Raw genomic sequence first — 17493 nt, 5'->3', positions numbered from 1 at the left:
AGCCTAGTAATTCGAAGGCGGCACGCCGAACGCCTGCCGGAAAGCGCGATTGAAATGGCTTTGATCGTAAAAGCCCACGCCCTGCGCGACTTCGGCGATCGTTTGCGAGCTTTGCGCCAGGAGCGAGCACGCCTGTTCGAGACGCAGCCGCACGAGCCACGCATGCGGCGTCATGCCCACGGTTTGCTTGAACTGTCTCAGGAAGTGAAAGCGCCCCAAGCCGCACACCGAGGCCAATTCCTCCAGCGTGATCTTTTCGTCGAGATGCGCAAAGCAGTAGTCTCTGACCCGCTGCCATTGCACCGGCAAAAGCGCGCCTTTGACATCTTGCGGAACCACTGCGCGCGACTGCTCGAACAAGCACTCCATCAGCGTCAGCCATTGCGACTGCACGTCCAGCGTGATCGCGCCGTTGTTGCGCCGCATGGCGTCGTGCAAGCGCAGCAGATGCCCGGCCAGCACCGGATCTTCGAGCACGGTTCCGGCCAGTTCCGGCTCACGTGGTGAGCCGCCGATCTCCTCGGCAACGTCGCCGAGAAGGTCGGGGGAGAGCCGGAACGTCTTGAGCGTGAAAGCGCCGCTGCCTTCGCCAACGCCATCGTGGATAACGCCTGGCGGCATCAGCGATACGCAGCCGGGACCGAGCAAAACGGTCTTCCCCCCGAACCTCTGGCGCTGGATGCCTTCGGTGACCAAGCCGATGTGATAGTCGAGATGGAAGTGGCGCTCGAAGCTGAACTCGGAAAATCGCGCAGCGCCAAGCACGAGGCCGGGGACTTCGGCGATGTGTTGGTACTGAACGTGATCGGCCATTTCGGGGGGGAGCGCTTGAGGCGCCTTAAGGTTTACTTAAGGCGGCTAGAGGTGGTGCCGCTAAGTATAGCGCCGCGAGCGAGGGCGCATTTTGCCCGTTAGGGATGCGTGATACGACAAAATCACCGCGCAAAAACGTCATCGGGATATATGATCATATGAGTGCGGTTCGAGCCGCGACCCACTGAAGCGCGCGCGTCACGCGCAGGCACGTATCCGGGTTTGACAGAGGCAAACTTTATGCGCCGTCTCTCGCTGATCTCCGTCTCCGTTGCCTTCGTCGCTTGCGTCGCGACTCTCGCCCCCGTTGTCACCAGCCTCTACGTCGCCAATCGCGATGCGGCGCGCAGGGAGCAAAGCGAGCTCCAGGAGTACGCGGACAAAGCCGTGCTGCGTTCGGAACTCGTCACGCGTCAGGCGTTTACCGCGATCGCCGACATCGCCGCGATAGCCGAGCAAAAATGCTCGCCGGCCTTTCTCCAGCAATTGGCCCGCGTCAGCTTCACTTACCGCTACGTTCAGGATTCCGGTGTCTACGGCGGCGGGGAATATCAATGTTCCCCGCTGCTCGGCGATGTCAGAGACAAACACTTCACGCTGCCCCCGCCCGATTGGCAGAGCGAAGACGGTTACCAAGTGTGGTTCCATCAAAAGAGCCCGCTCGGCGTGGCGCGCGAAGATCTCATGATCGGCCGCAACGGCGAGTACGTGTCGATCGATCCGCAGTCGTACGTCGATGTCGTCGACCAGGTTCACCGGCCGGTCGCGGCGGTCAATGTCGAGACGAATGCGATCTTTGCGCTCTCGCCCGGCGCGGACAGCGCCGAGATGCTGGACGCTTGGAAGCGGCAGGGCAGGGTGTCGAGCCGCGATTGGCTGTACGCGGTGGCGCGTTCGCCGGCGAGATCGTTGGGCGTGGTGGTCAAGTCGCCGCGCGTCGGCTTGCTGTCGGGCTCGGCCAACCTGCTTGCGGCGTGGTTGTCGCTGGGCGTGTTGGCGGGCGCGCTGGTGGGGTGGAGGGTGTTCCGGCTGCTGTCGCGCCGGATGTCGTTTCCGGCGTTGCTCGAACGGGCCATCAAGCGCGGGGACATCGACGTGTACTACCAGCCCATCGTCAGGCTCTCGGACCGGGAATGCGTCGGGGCGGAAGCGCTCGTCAGGTGGCTCGTCGACGGGCGCTACATCTCCCCCGAGATGTTCGTTCCCGTTGCCGAAGAGAGCGACCTGATCCAGCCGCTAACCGATCTCGTCCTGCGGAAAATGCTCGCCGAGCTGACGCCGCTCTTGCGTTCGCACTCCGCGTTTTACGTGTCCATCAACGTCGGCGTCGCGGATCTTCAGAGCGATCGCTTCCTGCGCGTGTTGACGTCGCGCTTGAAGGACACCGGCATCCATCCCGAGCAGGTTCGCATCGAAGCGACCGAGCGCAGTTTCCTCGATGCCGACGCGACCCGCAAAACCATCGAGGCATTCAGAAACGCAGGGCACCCGGTCTATATCGACGACTTCGGGACCGGGTATTCGAGCCTCGCCTACCTGCAGAACTTCAAAGTCGACGTGCTCAAGATCGACAAGTCGTTCATCGATACGATCGCTCAAGAAGCGGCTACCAGCATCGTCGCGCCGCACATCATTTCGATGGCGCATGCGCTCGGTGTCGCGATCGTTGCGGAAGGCGTCGAGCACACCTCGCAGGCCGATTACCTCGCGCAGCGCGACGTTCAATACGGCCAGGGCTGGCTTTTCGGCGCGCCGATGCCGGCAAGCGCGCTCGTCGAATACTTGCGCACCCGCTGCGCGCCTTCCGCCCCGGCGGCTCAGCGGTCAGTCGACCTTTTTCATCAGCAATAGCAGCAGCACCGGCAGAAGCAGCAGCACAAGCGGCAACTGCACGATCAGGCCGGAGATGATCGCGACCGCGAGCGGCTGTTGCATCGCGGAACCCTGTCCCAGCGCGAACGCGAGCGGCAACAAGGCGAGAATCGCGGCGATCGTGGTCATGGCGATCGGACGCAGGCGGTTGCGGCCCGCGTCGATCAGCGCCTGCCTGAACGGCACGCCTTCGTCGCGCACGAGCCCCTGCAGCTCCGACACATAGAAGATCGCGACCTCGGTCACGATCCCGATGATCATCGTCATGCCCATCATCGCGGAGATGTTCAGTTCGATGCCCGTCACCCACAGGCCGACGAAGACCGCGCCCGCCGCGAGCAACGGCATCGCCATCACTGCGAGCGCGACGCGGAAGCGCTCGTACAGGAACAGCAGCAAGCCGAACACGAGCGCGACCGCCGCGCCGAACACCGTCAAGAGGCCCTTGAACGCGATCTGCTGCTGCTGATAGAGGCCGCCGAGTTCGTAGTAGAGACTCGCGGGCAGCAGGCCGGGTTCGCCGAGCGCCTTTTGTACATCGGCGATCGTCGAGCCGAGATCGCGGCCGTCGATGCGCGCTGTTACCGCGACCATTCGCTTCAGGTTGTCGCGGCTGATCTCGGGCTGGCCGGTCACCTTCAAAAGATCCGCGACGCGGCGCAGCGCGAACAGGTGGCCGTCCGGCGCGCGGATCTGTAACTGCGACAGTTGCGTATCGGTGAGCTTCATCGCATTCGCGACGCGCACGCGCACGCCGACTGTCTTCGGCCCCGTCTGGAACTGCGTCGCGACGTTGCCTTCGACCATGTCGGACACGGCTTGCGCGATCGACTGCGGGTCCATGCCTTCCGCCGCGGCGGCGTCGGGGCGGATGTGCAGTTCGAGCGCGTCGCCGGCGGGGTTGATGCCGTTGTCGACGTCGACGATGCCGGGGATCTTGCCGATGCGCGCCGCAACCTTTTGCGCGGTCGTGTCGAGCGTGTCCTGATCGTCGGAATAGATCTTGATCTGCACTGGCTGCGGCACGGCGGTCAAATCGCCGATCAGGTCTTCCATCAACTGCGCGAGTTCGATGTTGACGCCCGGCACCTGGGTCTCGATCTTCGTGCGGATTTCCTCCATCACGGTCTCGATCGGCTCGCGCTTGCCCGATTTCAGCCGCACGAAGAAGTCGCCCTTGTTCGGCTCGTTGAGGTCGCCGCCGAGTCCCGCCCCCGTGCGGCGCGAGTAGGTGGCGACATTCGGATTCGCGCGGATGATCGCTTCGACCTGCTGCATCAGGCGGTCGGTCTCGGTGATCGAGGTGCCCGGCTCGGTGTGGTAGTCGAGCACGAAGCCGCCTTCGTCCATGGTCGGCATGAAGCCGCTGCCGACCCGCGTGAACGCCAGCGCCGCCACGATGACGAGCGGCACGAGTCCGATCAGCACCAGCAACGGCTTCGCGGTCACGTGCTCGATCAGGTACGCGTAGCGCCGGTTCATCCACAGCGCAAAGCGCGATTCGGTGTGCTCTTCGGCGTCCTTCGCCTTCAGCCAGTGGTCGCACAGGATCGGCACCGCGAGCCACGTGACGAGAAACGAAATGAAGAGGGCGCTTGCCATCGTCACCGAAAGCGCCTTGAAGAACGCGCCCGTCACGCCGGACAGGAACGCGAGCGGCACGAAGATGATCAGCGTCGCCGCCGACGAGCCCGCGAGCGGCCGCGTGAATTCGAGCGCCGCGCTCATCACGCGGCCGTGGAAGGCGTGCGCGCCCGCTTCGCGCATGCGCCGCACGATGTGCTCGATCATCACGATCGCATCGTCGATCACGAGGCCGACGGCGGCCGCCATGCCCCCGAGCGTCATGATGTTGAAGCCCATGCCGAACACGTCGAGCAGCAGGATGGTCGCGGCCATCACGATGGGCACGAGCGCCACCGCGATCGCGGTGATCTTCCAGTTGCGCAGGAACGCGAACAGCGTGAACGCGGCGAGTACGACGCCGATCATGATCGCGTCGCGCACGCTGCTCGCCGACGCGACCACGAGCTCGCTCTGGTCGTACCAATTCGAGAGATGCACGCCGGGCGGCATCTGCTTCTGGAAGCCGCCGAGCTTCGCGCGGATGGCCTTGGCCATCGCCACGCTGTTCGCGCCCGGCTGCTGGTAGATGTTGATGAGCACGGCGTCCTGACCGTCGGCGGTCACGCGCATCCATTGCGGTATCACGCCCTGGCGGACCGTCGCGACATCGCCGAGGCGGATCTGCGTCGCGCCGTTCGTGGCAACGACGACGTGCTTCAACTCGTCGAGCTGGGTGATCGTCGTGTTCGCGATGACGAGGTAGAGCTTGTAGTGATCCTCGATGCGGCCCGTCGCCAACAGCACGTTGCTCGCACCGATGGCCTTCGACACATCGGCGAGCGTGAGCTTGTACGCGGCGAGGCGCTCGGGATCGGTCTCGACTTCGAACTCGTCCTGCGCGCCGCCCATCACGTCGACGCGCGCCACGCCCGCCACCGACGACAGCAACGGCCGGATCTGAAACTGCGCGAGATCGTGCAGCGCGGAGAGCGACTGCGCTTTCGACGTGAGGCTGTAGGCGAGCACCGGGAACACGGTCGGGTCCATGCGCCGCACCTGCATGGTCGTGCCTTGCGGCAGCGACGCGAGAATCTCGCTGATCGCCGATTGCGCCTGCAGCGTGGCCTGCGCCATGTCCGTGCCCCAGGCGAAGTTGAGCGAGATCTGAGCGGAGCCGCGGCTCGTGGTCGATTGCACGTCGAGCACGTTCGGCACGCGGCGCAGCGCCTCCTCGACGGGCATCGTGACGAGCGTCGCCATTTGTTCGGCGGGGCGGTCGCCGGCATCGAGCGAAACGACCGCGCGCGGAAACGCGACGTTCGGGAACAGCGAGATCGGCAGACGGAAGGCGGTCAGCGCGCCGGCCAGCGCGGCGAGCGCGATCACGAACAGCAACGACCGCCGGTGCATCTGCATCCATTGGCCGAAATTCATCGTGCAGCGCCCCCAACTGCAACGTTGCCTGCGAGCTGTACCGCCATACCGTCCTTCAATTCATAGTTGCCGCTGACGACGAGCGGCTGCGAGGGGTCGAGCGTGCCGTCGACACCGTAGTGGTCGCCGTCTTCAATCTTCGTCGCAACGGAGACGCGGCGCGCTTTGTGATTCGGCGTGATTTGGTAGACGTATTCGCCCTTGTCATCCTTCAACACCGCCGAGCGCGGCACGATCCAGTGCGTGCCGGCGAGCGTTGCGATATCGGCGGCCACGCGCGTGCCGGGGATGAACGCGGTCTGGTTGACCGGCACGCTGGCGCCGATGTTGACGAGCTGGCTCTGCGCATCGACCGACGCGCCGACCATGACCACGCGGCCCGTCACCGAGGATTTCGCGAGCGCTGTCGAGAGCCCGTGCAGCGTGATGGTGTCGCCGACATGCACGGCGGCCACATCGGACGGCTCGATGCCGAGCATCACGTTCGGGCGCGCGTCCTTGCTGCTGGCCGACGCGCTCAATTGCATGAGAGGGGCGCCCGCCTGAACCTGATCGCCGGGCGCGACCGACACTTGCAGCACGACCGCGTCGAACGGCGCGACGATCGTTTTGCTACCCGCGGCGACGCCCATCAGGTCTTGTGCGCGCAGCGCTTGCTGCGCGTCGAGCAGCGCTTTCTTCGCGGCGGCGAGCTGCGATTGCGTGGCGAGGCCCTTGTCGTACAGCGATTGCGTGCGGCCGAGTTCGCCTTGCGCGAGCGTCAGCGCGCTCTTCGCCTGCGTGGCAGCCAGTACGGCGGACGGATCGGCTTCGACGACCGCGAGCGGCGTGCCGCGCGTGACGGCCTGCCCCGGCTGCACGCGCAACTGCGAAATGCGCGCCACGTAGGGCAGATTCACGGTGGTCACGCTCGACGAGGACGCAGCGACGATGCCGTAAGCGCGAACCGGCTGGGCAATCGCGCTGCGCTCGACGCGCACGGTTTGGACGGCGACGACGGCGCTGTCCGGCGCATCGTCGGCGTGAGCGGCGTCGCTGACGCCTGCCGAGAGGGCGGTCGCGGCGATCACGGCGGCAGCGAGAAAGCCCGCTGCCGCGCCTCGCGAATGCATGGAGTAGCGGCTATTTCGCATGGTTGTCGGTATCGGTCTGAGCGGATGAGAGGGCGTCGGGGATCGCGCTGCCGAGCAGCGCCTGCAAACCGACGCGCTGTTCCGCGAGCGATTCGCGCAGCGTCGCGACATCGACGCGTTTGGTCAGCAGAGCGCTTTGCGCATCGGTGTACGCGCCGAGCGCGAGATTGTGCTGGGCGTAGGCTTGCCCGGCATGCTGCGCATCGCTTTCGACGCCGGGCATCGCAGTCTCGGCTTGATCGAGCTGGTGCGCGAGGATCGCGGTGTCCGCGCGCAGATGCGCGACGTCGGCGTAGGCCTGGTTCAAGCGGTTCTGATATTCGTCGCGCAGACGCTGACGCGTAGCGTTTTCGATCGCGACGTTGCCCTGGTTGCGGTTGAAGACCGGCAGGCTCAGGTTGATCTGGAAGCCGCTCGAGTAGATCTCGGACGTATCGCGCGAGCGAACGAAGCCGACCGACAGGCTCGGAAACTGGCTCAGGATCGCCGCGCGATATTTCTGCTCCTGCGCTTCGTAGCCCGCTTGCAGCGCAATCAGATCGGGACGCCGTTTCGGCAGCGCGGCGACGGCGTCGTCGATCGTCGCATCGGCTAGCAGGGGCGCGTCGTCGCCGCCTTTTAGCTGGAGTTGCACATCGGGCGCGAGGCCGAGCAGGGCGTTGAGATCGTGATGCGTCTGTTCCGCTGCGCGTTGCGCGTCCGTGTATTGCTTGCGCGCGTCGCTGTAGGACGTGAGCGCGGCGGTCAACGTGTCTTCGGTCAAATTGCCTTCGCGTTGCGCCGCGGCCATTCGCTCATAGCGTGTGCGCGTGAGGTCGAGTTGCTGTTGCAGCAGCGGCAGCGTTTCGTCCTGCAAGCGCGCCTTCAGAAACAGTTGCTTCGCTTGCGCGACGACTTGCCATTCCTGCCACAGCAGGCCGAGATCGGTCTTGGCGACGGTCGCGTCAGCCGACTTCTTGTTCGCGCCGCGCGTGACGATCGCCATCACGTCCATGCTCAATCCATAGCTGAACGCGCGCTCGAAGCCCGCGGCGCCGGGATAGTCGCTCGACACGCTCAGTTGCGGATCGGGCAGCAGGCCAGCGGAAAACGCCTGCGCGCGGGCGATGCCGAGATCGTCGCGCGCGAGCTTCAGATCGGGATTGTTCGCCACCGCGAGCATCGCGACGTCTTCGATATCGAGCCCGTTGGACGGATCGAAACGATGGGCGGCGAGTTCGGGCAGCGGCATCGTCGACGGATCGATCGTGATGCGCTCGAGGGAGCGCGCCGACGTCGACGACTCTTCAAGGGACAATGGCTCGCGGTGATACCACGTGCAGCTTGCTAACAGCAGCACGCATGCAGGCGCGAGGACGCGCAGCGTCGTGTGGCAGGTGATGGGAAATGCGCGCAAATTCAGGCTCCTGGCATGCAACGGCGTGCATGCGCAGTGGCCGCGGGGCACGCATTGAAACGGGTGCCTATTATGCAGTCGCTGGCTTAGTTAAACCTTAGCGCGCGCTAAGGTTGCGTTAAGGGTGCGCTATGAAAGCTGTTTGTAGTAATACGTCGTCGCGCAGAACTCGCCGTCCGGCATGAGCGCGTAGTTCGGCACCACGCCGACGCGCTGCCATCCCGCTCGCTCATAGAGCCGCTCGGCGTCCCCGCCCGTGACCGTGTCCAGCACGAGGACGGACTTGCCGGCCGCCTTGGCTTCTTCATCGACCGCAGCCATCAAACGCTGCGCGATGCCTTGGCGCCGCGCCTTGGGGCTGACGAGCATCTTCGCGACGTCGGCGCGATGCGGCTGATTCTCGGGCAGCGCCGTGATCAGCTGCACCGTGCCGACGATCTCGCCGCTCGCGTCCTCGGCAATCAGCAAGATGCGTTCGTCTCTTGCGACGCTATGGGCGACCTGCCGCCAAAAATCGACGGCCGTGCTGCGCGAAATCGGCAGCATGAAGCTCACGGAAGCGCCGCCTTCGACGCAATCGATGAGCACGTCGGCGAGGGCATCGACGCAAGTCGCGGCCTCGTTCATGCCGACGCGCCGCACGGTGATGGTGTCGATCATCAGTGGCTCCGGGAATCGCTTTGCGCGAACTTGCTGAGCGCGACGAGGTAGCGCGCGGACTTGCGCGTCGGGTTGCGAAAGACGATGGGGCGGTCGAGCTGCATCGCAAGGCAATCGCCGGCCTCGAGCCGCCATTGCTCGTCGCCGACGGTGATTTCCATGGCGCCTTCCATGATCCAGATCTGCTGATGGATGTCGGCGTCGCGCATGCCGTTGTCGAAGGCGACGCGCTGGCCCGCCGGGAATTTGACTTCCACCAACTGCAGCGGCGAGCGTACGCCCGGCGACAGATTGCGGCGCACGTAGCCCGAATCCGGATCGGTCCAGACCGTTTGCTCGCGTGCGGACGCCAGCGGCGACGGTTCCTCGGAGGGATGGCTCGACGAGTCCTCGAAGAGCGTTGCCAGCGCCACGCCCAGCGCCGTAGCGAGCTTTTCGAGCACGACGGCGGTTGGGCTGCTTTGTCCGCGCTCGATGAGCGAGATGTTCGAGCGGCTGACTTTGCTGCGTTCGGCGAGCGCGTCGAGCGACCACCCTTGGGCATCGCGAAGTTCGCGCACGCGGCGCGCGATCGTGTTGTTGATATCCATCGGTATCCAGTTTGGTGGAATTGTTTTCCAGTAAACTAGAGTGCGATGGTTGTGTTGTCAACGTCTTCCGTTAGAAAACGATACAAACGTTTGAAGCGATTACACGCCGGCTGTCACTGTTGCCGTAAGACTTCCGCGAGGTCGTCGAGGGTCAGAGGCTTCACAAGGTGGTAATCGAATTCGCCTTTGCCGCCGTCGTGTTCCGAGGCGGCAAAGGTGTAGCCGGTCAAGGCCACCAGCTTCGTCACGGCGCAAGTCGTTTGTTGGCGCAGCAGGCGCGCAAGCTCATGACCATCCATTTCGGGCATGCTGATGTCGATCAGGGCGACGTCCGGCGCAAACGAATTGACGATCGACAGCGCTTCTGGCCCGCTCAGCGCGCGTTTGACTTCGTGGCCTTCCAGAGCCAGCAGTACGGTGAGCGCCTCAGTCGCATCGGCGTTGTCGTCCACCAGGAGGATGCGGGCCGGCAACGCTACGCGCGTAGTCGCGCCGCCGGGCTCGGCTTTGCTTCGGCAAACAACGGGCAGGCGAATGGTCACCGCGGTGCCTTTACCCGGGCCTGGGCTTGAAATCTCGACATGACCTTTGTGCGCATTCACGAGAAACTTCACGACGGACAAGCCGATGCCCAACCCGCCTTCCGCACGCGACTGGGCTGTTGATGACTGAGTGAACCGATCAAAGACGGTCGGGAGCAAAACCGGCGCAATGCCGACGCCGGTGTCCCGAACGGTGATCACGGTTTCATGAAGCGTCGAGTCGTCGGCTGGAATCGTGGCAGGGTCGGGCGCGTCCACCGTCAGCGTAATCTCGCCATTGGCAGGCGTGTATTTCACTGCGTTCGACAAGACATTCGAGAGCACCTGCGTGAGGCGCGCGGAGTCGGCAAAGACCGTCACCGGATAAGCGGGAAGTATCGCGTGCAACTGATGCTGGCGCCGGTCGGCCTCTGCTCGCACAGCAGCCATGGCGTCTTTCACGATGTCGGCGAGCGGACTTTCTGTCGGGCGAACCGACAGCTTGCCGTGCCGAATCCGGGATGCATCGAACAGGTCGCTCACCAGACGCTTCAATTGCCGCGTCTGACGTTCGGCGATCGCAAGTGCCGAAAGCACGGGAGAGTTGCCGGAAGCGAGCTTGCGCGCAGCGGTCAGCGCGCTATCGATCGGTCCGATTGGATTGCGCAGTTCGTGACTGAGTTGGGCAATGAAATCATCCTTGCGGGCTTCAGCCGCCGCCAGCGCATTCTTTGCCGCTTCCGCTTCATGTGCGCGCGCTTCGGCATCTTGCTTCGCCTTCGAAATCGTCAGCGCCGCACAGGTAAAGTTGGCGAGACTGGTCAGGATTCGGAGATGTTCGGCGTCGAACCGGCGCTGTTCGTCGCGACACATGACCGAAAGCGTGCCCCACGACTCGGGTGCGCCGGGAATCGGTACGACCAGCTCTTCCACGACCCCGGATAAGACGCTGGCGAGCTCCGGGAAGTAGCGCTCGGGAAACGCAAACAGCTGAGCCGAGCCCAGTTCGAGTGCGACCCCGGCGGGGCTGTTGTCGAGTGGTATGACGTTTCCTGTCGGGTCTTCCGTGCCGTGGTTTGCAAACGCGGCCCAGCGCAACACGGGTTGCTGGTCGCTATCGGTTTCGAGCAGGTAGATGCCCGCGGTGCTGGCGTTGCACAGCTTCAGCGCGATATCGGCAAGTGTCTGAAGAACGGAGCCATCCGACGAAACGAGCGCTTGCGCCAGCCCATGCAGCGCGTCGTTTTCCGCCTCGAAGTCGGGCGGCCGACGGGGGCGTCTATCCAGTTCAGCGGTAATCAGCGCTCGCTCGACGCGGATCAGCGTGGGTGACGCTGTGGGCCCTGGCATGTTGACCTCTTAGGAATTGGCCGCAGCAGTGAACAACTGCTCGGCTCGTTTGTTATTTTAGTTCGCGAAATCGCGACAGGACGGCCGACCCTGGAATATTTACTGCTTTAACGAGCCGCTTGCCCGGAGGTACGTGCCGGGAACGAATGTTGCGCCGCGAAAAGAACACGCTACATGGATGGGCTTTGTCGTGACTACCATCCTTCTCGTCGACGACGACCTAAAAATTCTGGAACCGCTTCGGATGGTGCTCGAAGCGGAGGGATACCGTGTGTTCACGGCCGGAAACGGGGAGGCGGCGATTGCCCTGGCGGCCAGCAAGCGCCCAAGTCTCGTGGTGACGGACTGGATGATGCCCCGCGTCGATGGGGTTGGACTCTGTCACCGGCTGAAGACCGATACCGGGACGTCTCACATCCCTGTGATCATGCTTTCCGCCGCGTCGCCGCCACACCCGGATGAGCCGCTGTGGGATGTGGAATTGATGAAGCCAGTCCCTATCGCGCGACTGCTTAGAGAGATTCGGATGCTTATCGAGGAATGCTAAGGAATGTGCGTTCTCGAAGAATCCAACGTGGATAGCCTGCGATCAACGGAAACTGAATGATCGTGGAAAGTCGACGAGTTCAAAGGTAATTCCCTGTTACCAATCTCGCACGGCCGTTTCACCTGTGTCCGGATCCGCCGCCTAGACTCCAAGCCATGTTCACCACGAATGCACACAACGTGCGAGGAGTCGCAACATGAACAAGACGATTCTAGCTGCGGTATTGGGCGTCGCCGCCCTGGCGGTTTCGAGTGCAGCGTCCGCCCACGTCGATGTGGCCATCGGTCTGGGTGTTCCCGGCGCTGTCTATGCTCCGCAACCGGTGTACGTTGCTCCAGCTCCCGTCGCGGTGGGCTATGGCTATGGCGGCTACGATGACTGGCGTGCCCGTGAGTGGCGTGAACGCGAATGGCGCCGCCAAGAGTGGCGGGAACACGAATGGCGTGAGCGCGAGTGGCACGACCGTGGCGACCGCGACCACGGGCGTTATTAAACCCGCGCCGACAAGCCGCGTAGCCACGCTCGACATTCAGCCCATGCGCAATGGAGCGCCTGATTTCCGTTGTCAATAGTGCTTTTCGAGGGCGCGGCTACGCGCAGTTGACGTATCGACTTTCCCTGGTATCACGCGTATCGTCGATTCAATTGAGTCGACGATACGCGCGGGGATATATGGCCAATGTGGACAACCAAACCGAGCCCCTGCTCACGCTCGCAGAGTATCTCGAGTTGTCGCTCGACGAAGGCGGGGTGGTGATTCTGACGCGCAGCAGCGAGAAGTCCTTTACCGTCTATATCGGCGACGTGATGAACGCGTTGAGCGATATGAGGTCCCGAGGAAAAATTGCGGCTGCCACAGCGCTCGGGATTTTCGAGCAGACCAACCCTGGCTGGAATCAGTTGGTCGTAGGCGGCCAGACCTATCGATTCATGCGGACCTTCACGCAACTCGAAGAGACCGCGGCGACGGTCTTCACGCCGACGTGATGTTGGCGATCTTCATCTCCCTTGATCGAACACGAGGAAGCGCCACGTACGCTCACCCCGGATTCGCCTTCACAAAATCGACGAACGCACGCAACGGCGCGGGCACGTGGCGGTGTCCCGGATAGTAGAGAAACGGCCCGGAAAAGCTCTGCCACCATGGCTCGAGGATCGGCTCCAGCGCGCCGCTGTCGAGATGCGGGCGCAACATGTCCTCGAACAAGTGAATGACGCCGATCCCCGCGACGGCGGCGCTGATCACCAGATCGAGCGCGGCGGCGGGCCTGACGAGCAGCGTTTCCGTGGGATCGACTTCCACCCTCTCGCCATCGCGCTCGAACATCCAACTCCACTTGGCGCCTCCGGCGAATTGGCCGCGCAGGCAACGATGCGCGAGCAACTCGCGTGGATGCTCGGGCCTGCCGTGCTCGTCGAGATAACCCGGCGCGGCTGCCGTCGCGAAACGCTGCACGCGCGGCCCGATCGGGATCGCGATCATGTCCTGCTCGAGACGCTCGTCGTAGCGAATGCCCGCGTCGCAGCCGATCGAAAGCACGTCGACGAAACCGTCCTCCACCACGACTTCGACGCGAATGTCGGGATAGGCCTTCAAGAACGCCGCGACGATGGACGGCAAGATGGTGCGCGCGACGCTCGCGGGCACGTTGAGCTTGAGCGTGCCGCTGGGCTTGTCCCTGAACACGTTCAGCACGTCGAGCGCCGCTTCCATTTCGCTGAACAACGGCGCGAGCTTTTCGATGAGGCGCAGCCCCGCTTCGGTGGGGGCCACGCTGCGCGTGGTGCGGTTCAGCAGCCGCAGGCCGAGCTTCGTTTCGAGGCGCCGAACCGCGGCGCTGAGGCTCGACGCGGAGACGCCGCTGATTCGCGCCGCGTCGCGAAACCCGCCGGCACGCGCGACTGAAACAAACGCGGCAAGATCATTCATCTCCATGGCACTGTTCACCTTTTTGCACAACCCGTGCGGTTTAGATCGGATTATCTAACAACGCAATCGCGACCATACTCGCTTTCAACATTGGTCAAGGAGAAGAGCGACATGTCGAATTTCAAACCTGAAAGCACGTTTTCGTTTGCCGGCCAGACCGTGCACCGCATGGGGTACGGCGCGATGCAGCTTGCCGGGCCCGGCGTATTCGGGCCGCCGAAAGATCGCGACGCCTGCATCGCCGTGCTGCGCGAAGCGGTGGCATCGGGCGTCGATCACATCGATACGAGCGATTTCTACGGGCCGCACGTTACGAATCAGATCATTCGCGAGGCGCTGCATCCTTACAAGGACGACCTCGTGATCGTCACCAAGTTGGGCGCCGTGCGCGGCAACGACGGCTCGTGGCTGCCGGCGCAAGAGCCGCAGGACATCGAGCGCGGCGTTCACGACAACCTGCGCAACCTCGGTCTCGACGCACTTGATGTCGTCAACATGCGCCTCATGGGCGATGTTCATGCGCCCTCTGAAGGCTCGATCGAAAAGCAGGTAACGGCGTTGGCCGAGTTGCAGAGGCAGGGGCTCGTACGCCATATCGGCTTGAGCAACGCGACGTCGAAGCAAGTCGCCGAGGCGCAAGGCATCGCGGAGATCGTCTGCGTACAGAATCATTACAACCTCGTGCATCGCGCGGACGACGCGCTCGTCGACGAACTCGCGAGCAAGGGCATCGCCTACGTGCCGTTCTTCCCGCTTGGCGGGTTCACGCCGATTCAATCGTCAGCGCTGTCGGACGTAGCGCAGCGGATCGACGCGACGCCGATGCAGGTTGCGCTCGCGTGGCTCCTGCACCGCTCGCCGAATATCCTGCTGATTCCGGGCACGTCCTCGATTGCGCATTTGCGCGAAAACATGAAGGCCGCGCAATGCGTGCTGACGGATGAGGTACTCGCGGAACTCGATGCGATTGGCGCGAGCAACGCGGAGCACTGATCGTTCAAAACAACGCGCTCACAACAGCGCGACGAGATTGCCAAGTGCGTTGGACCGGTCGCCCTCTCGCCAGCCAAGCGCGAGATGGGCGCTCAACTTGGACCCCTGCACGTCGAGATAGCGCACGCCTTTCACCAGCACCTGCGCGATCGACACCGGCACGATCGAAACCCCGAGGCCCGCGGCCACCAGATTCACGACCGACGACACCTGCGGCGCGGGCTGGGCGAGCTGCGGACTGAACCCCGCTTCGCCGCATGCGCGGATGACCTCGTCGTAAAGCGTGGCGCCGGCGGAGCCTGGCACAAACACGAATGCTTCATTGGCGAGCGCCTTGAGGGGCAGGCGTTTCTTCTCCGCCAATGGATGCGTGGTCGGCAGCACGATCTTCATCGGCTCGTCGGGAAAGCGATGCACCTGCACACCGCCTGGCGGCACGCGCCGCGGCCGGAAGAACACCGCGTCGAGCCGCTCGTCGAACAAGCCCTGTAGCAGGCTCGTGCTATTGCCTTCCTCCAGCGTAAGGTCCACGGCGGCGTACTGGCTCTTGAAGCGCTGGATCAGCGCGGGCACGACAGGATTGAATGCCGCCGAACCCGTGAAGCCGATGCGCAGGCGCCCGGTTTCTCCACGCGCGGCCCGTTGCGCGGCGCGCGCAGCGCGTTCGGCGCCTTCGAGGACACGCCGCGCCTCGATCAGAAACGCCTCGCCCGCGATGGTGAGGTCCGCCCCTTGCGCCGTGCGGCGGAACAGCTCGCAGCCCAGTTCGCGCTCGAGACTCTTGATCTGCTGGCTAAGCGGCGGCTGGCCGATGCCGAGCTTTTCGGCGGCGCGCGTGAAGTTGCGTTCGGTTGCGACCGCAACGAAATAACGTAGATGACGCAGTTCCATGCCAGTGCTAAAACGTATCGGGTTAGACGGTTCTATATATTGGACAGTATAGCCACGGCGCAGGACAATTGACGACATTGAAGTTGATCGTCAAAGGCAACGCGATTCATCATGAACTCCGATTCTGTCGCCGTAACACGAAGCCCTATGCAGCCATCATCCGTGCGTCCACGAGCGGACAGCGCCGGCGGCGTGAGCCCCGGCTCGCCTGCGTATCGGCGCATCAGCATTGCGCTCTTCCTTGCAGGCTTCGCCACGTTTTCGCTGCTGTATTGCGTGCAGCCGCTGCTGCCCGAATTCGCGAACGAATTTCATATCGGCGCCGCGCAAAGTTCGCTCGCGCTATCGATGTCCACCGGCTTTCTGGCGTTTTCGATTCTCTGCGCGGGCGCGCTTTCCGAGCGGCTTGGCCGGCGCGGCCTGATTTTTGCATCGATGACGCTCGCGGCGGTGTGCAACTTGTGGGCCGCCGTCGAACCGAGCTGGCACGGCATTCTGGTGGCGCGCGCGCTGGAAGGCTTCGCGCTCGGCGGCGTGCCTGCGGTGGCGATGGCGTATCTCGCCGAGGAAATCAACCCGCGCGGGCTGGGGCTTTCGATGGGGCTCTACGTCGGCGGAACGGCGTTCGGCGGCATGATCGGCCGGGTCGGCATGAGTTATTTGAGCGACCACTTTTCATGGCGCCACGCGATGTCGACGATCGGCGTGATCGATATCGTGGCGGCCATCGCGTTCGTGCTGCTGTTGCCCGCATCGCGCAATTTCGTGGCGCGCCGCGACTTGAGCCCGGCACAGCACCTCGCGCTTTGGCGCAAGCATTTGACCGCGTCCACGCTTCCTTTCGTCTTCGCGATCGGTTGCTTGGCGATGGGTGTGTTCGTCACGGTCTATAACTACGCGGGATTTCGCTTGATGGCGCCGCCGTTCGATCTCAGCGCCACGCAAACGGGACTGATCTTCTGCGCGTATCTTTTCGGCATCGTGGCGTCATCCGTGGCGGGCGCGCTTGCAGACCGGTGCGGAAGGGGGCCGATCATGATTAGCGGCATCGTGCTTGCTGTGCTCGGCATAGCGTTGACGATGATGCACACGCTCGTACCGATCGTGCTCGGCATTGTCCTGCTGACGATCGGCTTCTTCGTCGCGCACTCGGTTGCGAGCGGCTGGGTGGGGCAACTGGCCGACGGCGCCAAAGGACACGCCACCTCGCTGTATCTGCTGGCGTACTACCTCGGGTCGAGCGTGCTCGGGTCGTGGGGCGGATGGTTCTGGCAAAACGGCGCGTGGCCTTCGGTTGCCGGGTTTGCGTTTGCGCTGCTGGCCGTGTGCGGCGCGTTTGCGATCTACGTCGCGCGAGTTCAGTCGCGCAAACAAGGAGCCTGAAATGTCTATGATCGATCATCTCGACCATCTGGTTGTGACCTGTGTCGACGTGGAGGCGACGAAGCGCTTCTATACCGAGGTCATGCAAATGCGCCTGGAAACGTTTGGCGCCGGGCGTATCGCATTCCGCTTCGGCAACCAGAAGATCAACGTCCATGTGCGTGGCAGCGAGTTCGAGCCGAAGGCGCATTTGCCGGTGCCGGGGGCGTTGGATTTGTGCTTCATTGCATCGGTGCCTTTGGATGACGTGATCGCGCATCTCAAGGCGTGCGATTGCCCGATCGTCGAGGGGCCGGTGGAGCGCACCGGCGCGACACAGAAGATTCGCTCGGTTTATGTGCGCGATCCGGATTTGAATCTGATCGAGATTTCGGAGTTGATGGGTTGAGTGCTGGTTCGAAGGAGGGGGCCCCG

Annotated in this window: 16 protein-coding genes; 7 read left to right on the top strand and 9 right to left on the bottom strand. The window is 63.6% G+C overall.

The features are described 5' to 3' along the window. Window positions 1-3: 3 nt before the first annotated feature. Window positions 4-813 (bottom strand): helix-turn-helix transcriptional regulator, encoded by an 810-nt coding sequence (locus tag AAHK20_RS04285; RefSeq protein WP_449180200.1) that lies wholly within the window; start codon window positions 811-813, stop codon window positions 4-6. Between the two features lie 240 nt (window positions 814-1053). On the opposite strand from AAHK20_RS04285, the gene AAHK20_RS04280 reads away from it, so the two are divergent. Then, a complete protein-coding gene (locus AAHK20_RS04280; RefSeq protein ID WP_449180199.1) occupies window positions 1054-2664 on the top strand; it encodes an EAL domain-containing protein in 1611 nt (536 codons plus the stop codon). Here the strand turns inward: AAHK20_RS04280 and AAHK20_RS04275 are convergent. The 6 genes from AAHK20_RS04275 to AAHK20_RS04250 all read right to left on the bottom strand — a co-directional run bounded on the left by AAHK20_RS04275 (window position 2638) and on the right by AAHK20_RS04250 (window position 11335). Then, window positions 2638-5685 (bottom strand): efflux RND transporter permease subunit, encoded by a 3048-nt coding sequence (locus AAHK20_RS04275; protein ID WP_449180198.1) that lies wholly within the window; start codon window positions 5683-5685, stop codon window positions 2638-2640. The genes AAHK20_RS04280 and AAHK20_RS04275 overlap by 27 nt on opposite strands. Continuing rightward, window positions 5682-6797, bottom strand: coding sequence for an efflux RND transporter periplasmic adaptor subunit (locus AAHK20_RS04270; protein ID WP_449180197.1), 1116 nt, complete (start codon window positions 6795-6797; stop codon window positions 5682-5684). Before AAHK20_RS04270 ends, AAHK20_RS04275 begins: the two co-directional genes overlap by 4 nt. A gap of 10 nt (window positions 6798-6807) precedes the next feature. Then, window positions 6808-8214 carry a TolC family protein gene (locus AAHK20_RS04265; protein WP_449180196.1) on the bottom strand — a complete coding sequence of 469 codons (1407 nt, stop codon included), beginning with the start codon at window positions 8212-8214 and terminating at the stop codon, window positions 6808-6810. Between the two features lie 129 nt (window positions 8215-8343). Then, complete coding sequence (locus tag AAHK20_RS04260) at window positions 8344-8874, bottom strand: GNAT family N-acetyltransferase (protein WP_449180195.1); 531 nt, start codon at window positions 8872-8874, stop codon at window positions 8344-8346. Next, window positions 8874-9464: a helix-turn-helix domain-containing protein gene (locus AAHK20_RS04255; protein ID WP_449180194.1), complete on the bottom strand. Its 591-nt coding sequence runs from the start codon at window positions 9462-9464 to the stop codon at window positions 8874-8876. The genes AAHK20_RS04260 and AAHK20_RS04255 overlap by 1 nt, the downstream gene beginning before the upstream one ends. 113 nt (window positions 9465-9577) lie before the next feature. After that, the gene (locus tag AAHK20_RS04250) at window positions 9578-11335 is read right to left on the bottom strand and encodes an ATP-binding protein (RefSeq protein ID WP_449180193.1); all 1758 of its coding nucleotides are present in this window, start codon (window positions 11333-11335) and stop codon (window positions 9578-9580) included. 190 nt (window positions 11336-11525) lie between these two features. Between AAHK20_RS04250 and AAHK20_RS04245 the strand changes: the two genes are divergently transcribed. From AAHK20_RS04245 to AAHK20_RS04235, 3 genes are all read left to right on the top strand, one after another. Next, window positions 11526-11882 carry a response regulator gene (locus AAHK20_RS04245; protein WP_449180192.1) on the top strand — a complete coding sequence of 119 codons (357 nt, stop codon included), beginning with the start codon at window positions 11526-11528 and terminating at the stop codon, window positions 11880-11882. A 196-nt stretch (window positions 11883-12078) separates the two neighbouring features. Further along, complete coding sequence (locus AAHK20_RS04240; protein WP_449180191.1) at window positions 12079-12375, top strand: hypothetical protein; 297 nt, start codon at window positions 12079-12081, stop codon at window positions 12373-12375. Window positions 12376-12563: 188 nt separating this feature from the next. After that, complete coding sequence (locus tag AAHK20_RS04235) at window positions 12564-12869, top strand: hypothetical protein (RefSeq protein ID WP_449180190.1); 306 nt, start codon at window positions 12564-12566, stop codon at window positions 12867-12869. Window positions 12870-12921: 52 nt separating this feature from the next. On the opposite strand, the gene AAHK20_RS04230 is transcribed toward AAHK20_RS04235, so the two are convergent. Next, window positions 12922-13818 (bottom strand): LysR family transcriptional regulator, encoded by an 897-nt coding sequence (locus AAHK20_RS04230; RefSeq protein WP_449180189.1) that lies wholly within the window; start codon window positions 13816-13818, stop codon window positions 12922-12924. 105 nt (window positions 13819-13923) lie between these two features. Between AAHK20_RS04230 and AAHK20_RS04225 the strand changes: the two genes are divergently transcribed. Further along, entirely contained in the window at window positions 13924-14805 is an 882-nt protein-coding gene (locus AAHK20_RS04225) for an aldo/keto reductase family oxidoreductase (protein WP_449180188.1), read from the top strand. A gap of 18 nt (window positions 14806-14823) precedes the next feature. Here the strand turns inward: AAHK20_RS04225 and AAHK20_RS04220 are convergent, their stop codons facing one another. Then, entirely contained in the window at window positions 14824-15696 is an 873-nt protein-coding gene (locus tag AAHK20_RS04220) for a LysR family transcriptional regulator (RefSeq protein ID WP_449180187.1), read from the bottom strand. A gap of 111 nt (window positions 15697-15807) precedes the next feature. On the opposite strand from AAHK20_RS04220, the gene AAHK20_RS04215 reads away from it, so the two are divergent. Continuing rightward, complete coding sequence (locus AAHK20_RS04215) at window positions 15808-17079, top strand: MFS transporter (protein WP_449180186.1); 1272 nt, start codon at window positions 15808-15810, stop codon at window positions 17077-17079. A 1-nt stretch (window position 17080) separates the two neighbouring features. Next, window positions 17081-17467, top strand: a complete 387-nt coding sequence (locus tag AAHK20_RS04210; RefSeq protein ID WP_449180185.1) for a VOC family protein — start codon at window positions 17081-17083, stop codon at window positions 17465-17467. Window positions 17468-17493: the final 26 nt, after the last annotated feature.

Source organism: Trinickia camelliae, from assembly GCF_053525655.1.
The sequence above is the reverse complement of the archived record's forward strand: the minus strand, read 5'-3'. Positions and strand labels throughout refer to the sequence as shown.